Origin of the sequence: Embleya sp. NBC_00888 (assembly GCF_045207655.1) — a bacterium.
GTDB lineage: Bacteria > Actinomycetota > Actinomycetes > Streptomycetales > Streptomycetaceae > Embleya.
In genome coordinates, this window is the sequence record NZ_CP108784.1 from 1,574,276 (window position 1) to 1,582,625 (window position 8,350).

An 8,350-nucleotide genomic window follows, 5' to 3' on the forward strand; every position below is an offset into this window, starting at 1 on the left:
GGTCACTTCCCCAGCCAGGCGTCGTAGAACAGCGGATAGGCGGCGGCCTCGAAGGTCACGCCGTGCACCTTCTTCTCGGCACCGATCAGGTAGGTCGGTACGTACATGGGCAGCGTGAGCGCGTGCTCGACCAGGTACTTCTGGATCTCGCCGTAGCGGGCCGCGCGGATCGCCGGGTCGGTGGTCGTCACGGCCTGCTCGAGCCAGGTGTCGATCTGCCGGTCGGCCAGCTTGAAGACGTTCAGGCCGCCCTTGGCCAGGGTCTGGCCGGAGCCGAACAGGGTGCGCAGCACGTCGGGTTCGGCCCGCACGTTGCTGGTGTCCCAGATGTCCATGTTCCCGGCGTAGACGTCCTTGCTGTAGGTGCCGGTGTCCTGGCCCACCCGGTCGATCTCGATGCCGACCTGCCTGGCCTGGGCCTGGATGCCCTCGCCGAGGATGTCCCGCTGTTCGCGGATCTTGGCGGTCAGCACCGGCCAACGCAGGCTGAGCCGGGTGCCGTTCCTGGTGCGCACGCCGTCCGAGTCGCGCCCGGTCCACCCGGCCTCGTCCAGGAGTCGGTTGGCCAGCGCCGGGTCGCGCGGCCAACTGCCCTCCACCGCGCGGTTGTAGCCGACCCCGTTGGGGCTGAGCGCACCCCAGGCGCGGTGGTACTGGCCGAAGTAGATGGCCTTGATCAGGCCCTCGACGTCCACGGAGCGTTGGAAGGCGATCCGGACGCGTTCGTCGGCGAAGGGTCCGCGCCCGGAGTTGAGGAACACGCTGTACACGCCGCCCGGGGCGTCGGCGCGCAGCAGTTGCAGCGAGCCGTCGCGCTTGACGGTGCGCACGTTCGCGGCGGGCAGACTGCCGATCACGTCGACCTGACCACTGGTCAGCGCGCCGACGCGGACCGCGTTCTCGGTGATGAAACGAATGCTCAGCCCGTCCAGGTGGGCCGGTCCGTCGTGCGCGGCGGTCGGTGGGGCCCACGCGTAGTCGGGGTTGCGGCGCAGCGAGATGCTCTGCTTCTTGGTCCACTTCTCGAACCGGAACGGCCCCGAGCCGACCGGCCGCGCGCAGGGGGCGGCGGGGTTGGTCAGCGACCTGGGTGACTGGATGCCGAGGTAGGCGGTGCTGAGCACCTGGAGGAAGGGCGCGTACGGGCGGGACAGGGTGATCCGCACGGTGGTCGGATCCGGCGCCGCGCTGCCCTTGTAGGCCGCCATCAGGCCGGCCGCGCCCTGCGACTTGGTCTTGGGGTCGACCACGTGGTCCAGGCTCGCCTTGACGGCGGCGGCGTCCAGCGTGGCGCCGTCGTGGAAGCGCACTCCCGATCGCAGCCGGAAGGTGTACGTCAGGCCGTCCGGCGAGATGTCCCAACTCTGTGCCAGCCACGGGTGGATCACGCCGTCGGGGGTGAGGTTCACCAACGAGTCGAAGATGTTGCGGTCGATCAGCGCGGTGACGTCCAGGGGGCTGACCGCCGGGTCGATGCAGGCCGGTTCCACGTCGGTGGCGAAGCTCAGCGTGCCGCCCGGGCGCGGTGCGGCGCCCGCCTGTTCGGCGGGGCCGTCGTCCGCCGCACAGCCCGAGAGGAGCACCGCCAGGGCCGCGCCGAGGGCCACGAGCAGGCGGGGTCTGCCCCGAGCCGTGCGTCGAACGATCGTGTGCATGCTGGGGCTCCTCGAGGGTGTGGCCGGTTCCGCCCGACGAACGCGGAACCCGTGCGGTGCGGACGGGCCGGCACCGGGGCGCCGGGGAACCGGGCACGGGGACGTTGATCGATCACTCTCGGTACGGGCGCTAAAGCCGTGCTGAAGTCCGGCGCGGCCACCGGCCCGCGGGCCTTCCGGCAACCGGTCCGCAAACCCTTCGACAGCCGGTCCGCGAGCCCCTCGACGCCCGGCCCGCGAACTCTTCGGCAACCGCCCACGAGCCCGTCGGCGCCCGGCTCGGCGGGCCGGTCTTAGCCGCGTTTTAGCGCGCCCGCACAGCCTTGCCGCAGCCGTCCCCGCAGCACGGGCACCCACGGGGGCAGCCGGAAGGCGCGTACGCGGCACCGGACGCGGGCTCGTCACCGCTGCGGGCCGACGGCGCCGCCGGCACTCGCACACGTGAAGGAAGGGCAAGGATGCACGCCTCGGATATCCACATCCTCGCGGTCGGCACGGCACTCCCGGGCCCGGCCGTGGACAACGCCGCCCTGGCACGACGGTTCGGCATGGAGGCGGTGTGGGAGCAGTGGATCGACGTCTTCATCGGCACCCGCACACGCCACCTCTCGGTCGACCTGGACAGCGGCGAGATCCGCTCCTCACTGGCCGAACTCGCCACCGCCGCCGCCGGGCGCGCACTCGCCGAGGCGGGCTTGGCCGCAAGCGACATCGACGTGATGGTGCTGGGTACGGCCACCCCGGACGTGCTGATGCCCGCGACGGTGAACATCGTCGCGGACCGGCTCGGCATCAACGAACTGCCCACCTATCAGCTTCAGTCCGGCTGTGCGGGCGCGGTGCAGGCGCTGGACGTGGCGAGCACCCTGCTGGCGACCGGCCGGCACCGCACCGCGCTCGTCCTGGGCGGCGACGTGTCCGCGAAGCACTTCGACCTCGACGTCGACCTGCGTGCGTTGTCCCCGGAGGAGCTGGTCAACTTCGTGCTCTTCGGCGACGGCGCGGGGGCCGCCGTGCTGAGCACCGAGCCGGTGTCCGGGTCGGTGGCGATCCGCGCGATCGTCAACCGGCTGACCGGGCTGGGCCGGGCGCCCGGACAGGTCATCGAGTGGTTCGGCCTGGCCGATCGGCACGCAGACCGGCCCGCCGCGAGCGAGGACTACAAGATGATCGAGGAGTCGGTGCCGGTGATGGCCGGCGAGATCCTCACCGAGCTCCTGGACGGGCTCGGCTGGGACGCGGACGACGTCGACTACCTCCTGCCGCCGCAGTTGTCCGGCCGGATGACCGCCCGGATCATGCGGACCCTGGACGCGCCTCGCGCGCAGGAGATCACCTGCGTGCACGAGACCGGCAACAACGGCAACGCGTTGCCGTTCCTGCAATTGGAGCGGGCGCTGCCCAAGATGGCCGCCGGCGACCGCGCCGTGGGCATCGCGGTGGAGTCCAGCAAGTGGATCAAGGCGGGCTTCGCCCTGGAGAAGATATGACCACCACCCCATCGCCCGCGGCCGCGAGCGCAGCTCCCGCCCCGACCGGAGTCGACGCGCTGCTCGCGCTGCACCGGGCCGACCGACTGGTCGCGCGGTACCCGACCGTGCGCGAACTGTTGACCGACGCGACGCCCGCGGAACTGGCGCGGGCCGGGGTGTTGTTGTCCCGCCTGGATCCGGACGCGGTCCTGGCCGCCCACCCGGGCGTGCGCACCGTCTCGGTCACCATCACCGGACACGGCACCCTGTCCGCGCTGACCGGCGCGCTCACCGGCGAACTGGCCCGCCACGGCCTGGTGTCCCGCCCGCAGGTCACCGACTTCGACAGCTACGTCTTCGAACTCTCGGACCCGGACAGCTCGTTGTACGCGGCCAAGGCGGACCTGGTGCTGTGCGTGCTCGACGCTTCGGTGGTCTTCGACGAGGTACCCCTGCCGTGGACCGCCGCCGACGTGGAACGGGTGTTGTCCGCCAAGGTGGGCCTGCTCGAACAACTCGCCGCGCGCTACGCCGGCACCGGGACCGGCACGCTGGTGCTCAACACGCTGCCGCTGCCCCGGGCGCACTCGGCGCAATTGGTCGATCACCGCTCCCGGGCCCGGCTCGGCGCGGTCTGGCGCGAGGCCAACGCGCGCCTGCTCCGGATCGCCGACGCGCACGCGAGCGTCGTCGTCCTGGACCTGGACCCGCTGCTCGCCGACGGCATCGCGGCCACCGAGCCGCGCCTGCACGTGTACGCCAAGGCGCACCTGTCCGCCGAACTCCTGGCCGGGTACGCCCGCGAGGCCGCGCACCTGGCCAACAACGTGGTCGGCCGGACCCGCAAGGTGTTGGTGCTCGACCTGGACAACACGCTGTGGGGCGGCGTCCTGGGCGACGACGGGATCGAGGGCATCGAGGTCGGCGCCGGCTACCGGGGCGAGGCGTTCACCGCCTTCCAACGCGTGGTCAAACAATTGGGCGCCCAGGGCGTCCTGCTCGCGGCGGTGAGCAAGAACGATCCCGACCCGGTCCGTGAGGCGCTGCGCGAGCATCCCCGAATGACACTGCGGGAGGCCGACTTCGTCCGGGTTGTGGCCAACTGGGCTCCCAAGCACGAGAACCTGGCCGAACTCGCGGCCTCGCTCAACCTCGGCCTGGACGCCTTCGTCTTCGTCGACGACAGCCCCTACGAATGCGGCCTGATCCGACGCGAGTTGCCGGAGGTCGCGGTGGTCCGGCTGGACGAGGAGCCGGCGCTGCACCCGGGTCGGCTGCTCGCCGACGGCTGGTTCGACACCCGCGAGCTGACCAGCGAGGACCGGGCCCGGACCTCGCGCTACCGGGACGAGCTGGATCGGCGCGACTTCCTGGACTCGTTCACCTCGCTCGACGACTACCTGAACGAACTGGGCGTGACCGTACGCGTCGCCCCCGCCGGCCCCGACGACACCTCCCGGGTGTCCCAGCTCACGCTGCGCACCAACCAGTTCAACCTGACCACCCGGCGGCTGCAACAGCCCGCCGTCCAGGCTCTGCTCGCCGACCCGGACGCCCTCGTCCTGACCATCCACACCGCCGACCGCTTCGGCGACAACGGTCTGGTCGGCGCGATCCTCGCGCATCGCCGCGACGACGCACTGTACGTGGACAACATGCTGCTGAGCTGCCGGGTGTTCGCCCGGGGCGTCGAGCAGTCGGCGCTGTCCGCGCTGCTGCGGCACGCGCGCGCGACCGGCGCCGAGGCCGTCTACGGCACATATCGGGCCAGTGCCAAGAACGGCAAGGTCCGCGACCTCTACCCCCGGTACGGGTTCGTGCCCGTCCCGGGCGAACCCGCGGTGTCCGGCGCGGATCCGCTGGATCCGGCCGCCGCGGACGAAGACGCGCTGACCTTCCGACACGACCTGGTCGACATCGTCCCGGTGCCCGGGCACGTCGCGCTGACCGAGACCTTCGAAGGAGAACCCGAGCGATGAGCACGTTGAACACCCTGGACGACTTCGTCGCGCTGGTCCGCGACGAACTGGGCCTGCCGATCACCTCGGCGAACGCGGCGGACTCCTTCGACCGATTGGCCGGCTGGGACTCGGTCCACCTGCTGTGGCTGCTCACCGCGCTGGAACGGCACACCGGTCGACGCATCTCGCTGCCGGACGTGCTGGAGGCGACCAGCCTGGAGGCCGTCTACACGCTGGCGGTGTCCGGATGAGCGGCGCGGGCGTCCCGGCGGCCCGCGAACGCCGGCACACGCTGTACTTCCTCGGCGAGATCCGCGCGTTCGCCCCCGTCTTCCTGGACACCGAGGTCGACATGAGCGCGGTGCTGGCACACCGGACCGCGACCCGGGGCACCGGCCGACCGTACTCGCTGGTGACCTACGTGTTGCACGGTGCCGCGCGGGTGCTCGCCGACCATCCCGAGGCCAACGCGGCGGCCCTGGGCGGGCTGGTGCCGCGCGTGCTGCGGCACGGTTCGGTGGACGGCAAGCTGACCCTGGACAAGACCCTCGGCGGCCGGCGCGTCGTGCTCTCGGCGGTGCTGCCCGATCTGGATCACGCGAGTCTGGCCGAGATCCAGCGGCAGGTGTGGCACTACGCCGACGGAGACCCGGCGACCATGCCCGAGTTCGCCGCGCTGACCAGACTCCAGCGGCTGCCCAGGCTGATCGGCGCCGTCGCCTTTCGCCGGGTGGTCCGGCCGCTGCGGACCCGGGCGCGGCGCTTCGGCACCTTCGCGGTCACCTCGCTCGGGCATCGCGCCGTGGACGGCTTCCACTCGGTCGGCGGCACCACCGTCACCCTGGGCGTGGGCCGGATCGTGCAGCGCCCGGTGGTGCGCGACGGGCGGATCGTCATCGCTCCGATCATGCGCCTGAACCTGGCCTTCGACCACCGCGTCATCGACGGCGCGGAGGCCGCGGACGTGCTGACCGAGATCAAGCAGGCCCTGGAGGACTTCACCGAGCCCGACCCGGGACCGGCCGAGCCGGCCGCCGCCCCGGAGCCGGCCGAGGCCGCCGAACCCCGCTCCCCCCTCACGGAAGGCAGCCCGAGGTGAACGACATCGACGAGCTCAAGCAGTTCGTACTCGTGCACGCCAAGGCCCAGAACATCCCGCCGGCGCACTACGGCGAGCTGCTCGGCCGGATCGACAACGACGACGACGGCGCGCCCGGCTCCTGGGCACGCGAGTGGTCGCGGGGCGCGGCCCGGCTGGCGGGCGACGGGAAGCTGCTGGAGGCGTGCCGGGACTACAACATGGCGCGTTTTCCCTACGTCGACGGCCCGGCCCGGCAGCAGGCGCTGGAGGGCTGCGTGTCCACGTTCGTCCGCTGGGCCGCCGAGCAGCCCGATCTGGAGCGGATCGACCTGGACCTGCCCGGCGGTCGGGTGGGCTGCTGGGCCACCGGGTTGACCGACGGGCCCGACGGCGTACGCAAGCCGCTGCTGCTGGTCACCGGCGGCATCGTGAGCGTCAAGGAACAGTGGGCCCCGGTACTGCTGATGGCCCGCAGACTCGGCCTGGCCGGGGTGGTCACCGAGATGCCCGGCGTGGGCGAGAACACGCTGGCCTACGACCGGGACAGTTGGCGGATCCTGTCCGACGTGCTGGACGCGGTGGCCGATCGCGCCGACGTCTCGCGTACGTACGCGGTCGCGCTCAGCTTCAGCGGCCACCTCGCCCTGCGCTGCGCGGTGTCCGACCAACGCATTCGGGGCGTCGCCACCGCCGGGGTCCCGGTCGGCGCGTTCTTCACCGACGCCGACTGGCAGAGCCGGCTGCCCAGGGTGACCGTGGACACCCTGGCCCGGCTGACCGGTGCCAAGCCCGAGAACCTGTACGCCCGGATGTCCGACTGGGCGCTGACGCCGGATCAACTGGCCGCCCTGGACATCCCGGTGGCCTGCACGGTGAGTCTGCGCGACGAGATCATCCCGCCGGCCGACCCGGACCTGCTGCGGGCGCACGTGCGCAAGCTGAGCCTGAACACCTATGACGACGTGCACGGTTCGCCCCGGCACGTGACCGAGACCAGGTTGTGGATCATCGTCTCGGTGCTGCGCATGATGGGCGCCCGCACCCCGCAACGCGCGATCCTGGAGGGCCTGTTGGCTGTGCTCCGGTTGCGCCGCCGGCTCACCGGGAGCGGCGGATGAGCGCGCGGGCGGGCACCTCGTCCCGCTTCCTGCCGCGTGAACCCGACGAGATCGGCGCGCCGCTGCGACTGTTCTGCTTCCACCACGCGGGCGGCGCGGCCTCGTCGTTCGGCGACTGGCGGCGCGCGCTCGGCCCGGGCGTGGACGTTCTGCCGATCCAACTCCCCGGCCGCGAGGGGCGGGCCCGGGAAGCGCGCGCCGGGGAGCTGACCGAGCTGGTCGCCGAGCTCGACGCCGACCTGGATCCGTGGCTGAGCGACCGGCCGTACGTCTTCTACGGACACAGCATGGGCGCGCTGGTGGCCCACGCGTTGACCCGACGGCGCTTCGAGCACGACCGCACACTGCCCGAACGGCTCGTGGTGGGCGCGTGCCCGGCACCGCATCTGCGCACGCCCCTGGACGGCGCCGCCGAGCGCACCGACGAGGAACTGGGCCGGTTCCTCCTGGACATCGGCGGCATGTCGCCGACCCTGCTCCGGTATCCGGAGTGGCGCCGCGCGGCGATCGCACTGCTGCGCGACGACCTGCGGTTGTGCGCGTCCGACCCGCATCGGGGCCACCCGGAGTACGGCGCGCGGCTGCCCTGCCCGATCGAGGTCTTCGCCGGCGTCGACGATCCGCTCGTATCGCTCCCGCACGCCGCGGCCTGGCACACCTACACATCGGCGCGGTGCCGCGTACACGTGCAATCGGGCGGCCACTTCTTCGCCCAGGAACCGGGCGCGGCCTTCGCGGCCCGCGCGCTGGCCCCACTCCTGCGCGCACCGGCGGTCGCCCGGGCCTGTTGACCGCCGACGCCCGGCCGTCGAGCGTACGACCACGAGCGTCGGACGTGGGCGTCGCCCGACACGGGGCCGGGGCCGCGTGACGGCTGTCGCACGACGACGCCCGGCCGAAGCGGGCCGCCGCCGAAGGCTGTACCGCGAGCGTCGAAAACCGGATATCGGACCAGGTCCGGTGGGGTGCCCAAGCGCCGTCCCACCGGGCCTTGTCGCGTCCCGGCGCCGGTCGGCACCCGGTCCCGGACGGTCCGCGCCGACGGCGGCGGTGCGCGGCCGGC

The 8,350-nt window shown here is 72.3% G+C and carries 7 protein-coding genes; 6 read left to right on the forward strand and 1 reads right to left on the reverse strand.

The features are described from left to right. Positions 1-2 precede the first annotated feature (2 nt). On the reverse strand, positions 3-1,655 hold the full coding sequence (locus tag OG948_RS06135) for an ABC transporter substrate-binding protein (protein ID WP_406294436.1): 1,653 nt from the start codon (positions 1,653-1,655) through the stop codon (positions 3-5). Positions 1,656-2,113: 458 nt separating this feature from the next. Here OG948_RS06135 and OG948_RS06140 point away from each other — a divergent pair, with 458 nt between their 5' ends. The 6 genes from OG948_RS06140 to OG948_RS06165 are packed head-to-tail and all read left to right on the forward strand — an operon-like array spanning position 2,114 to position 8,078. Then, positions 2,114-3,145, forward strand: coding sequence for a 3-oxoacyl-ACP synthase III family protein (locus OG948_RS06140; protein WP_406294438.1), 1,032 nt, complete (start codon positions 2,114-2,116; stop codon positions 3,143-3,145). Beyond that, positions 3,142-5,106: an HAD-IIIC family phosphatase gene (locus OG948_RS06145; protein ID WP_406294440.1), complete on the forward strand. Its 1,965-nt coding sequence runs from the start codon at positions 3,142-3,144 to the stop codon at positions 5,104-5,106. Before OG948_RS06140 ends, OG948_RS06145 begins: the two co-directional genes overlap by 4 nt. Further along, a complete protein-coding gene (locus OG948_RS06150) occupies positions 5,103-5,339 on the forward strand; it encodes an acyl carrier protein (protein ID WP_395872950.1) in 237 nt (78 codons plus the stop codon). Before OG948_RS06145 ends, OG948_RS06150 begins: the two co-directional genes overlap by 4 nt. Beyond that, positions 5,336-6,187, forward strand: coding sequence for a 2-oxo acid dehydrogenase subunit E2 (locus tag OG948_RS06155; RefSeq protein ID WP_406294441.1), 852 nt, complete (start codon positions 5,336-5,338; stop codon positions 6,185-6,187). Before OG948_RS06150 ends, OG948_RS06155 begins: the two co-directional genes overlap by 4 nt. Further along, entirely contained in the window at positions 6,184-7,287 is a 1,104-nt protein-coding gene (locus tag OG948_RS06160; RefSeq protein WP_406294442.1) for an alpha/beta hydrolase, read from the forward strand. Before OG948_RS06155 ends, OG948_RS06160 begins: the two co-directional genes overlap by 4 nt. Next, positions 7,284-8,078: a thioesterase II family protein gene (locus tag OG948_RS06165; protein WP_406294444.1), complete on the forward strand. Its 795-nt coding sequence runs from the start codon at positions 7,284-7,286 to the stop codon at positions 8,076-8,078. Before OG948_RS06160 ends, OG948_RS06165 begins: the two co-directional genes overlap by 4 nt. Positions 8,079-8,350: the final 272 nt, after the last annotated feature.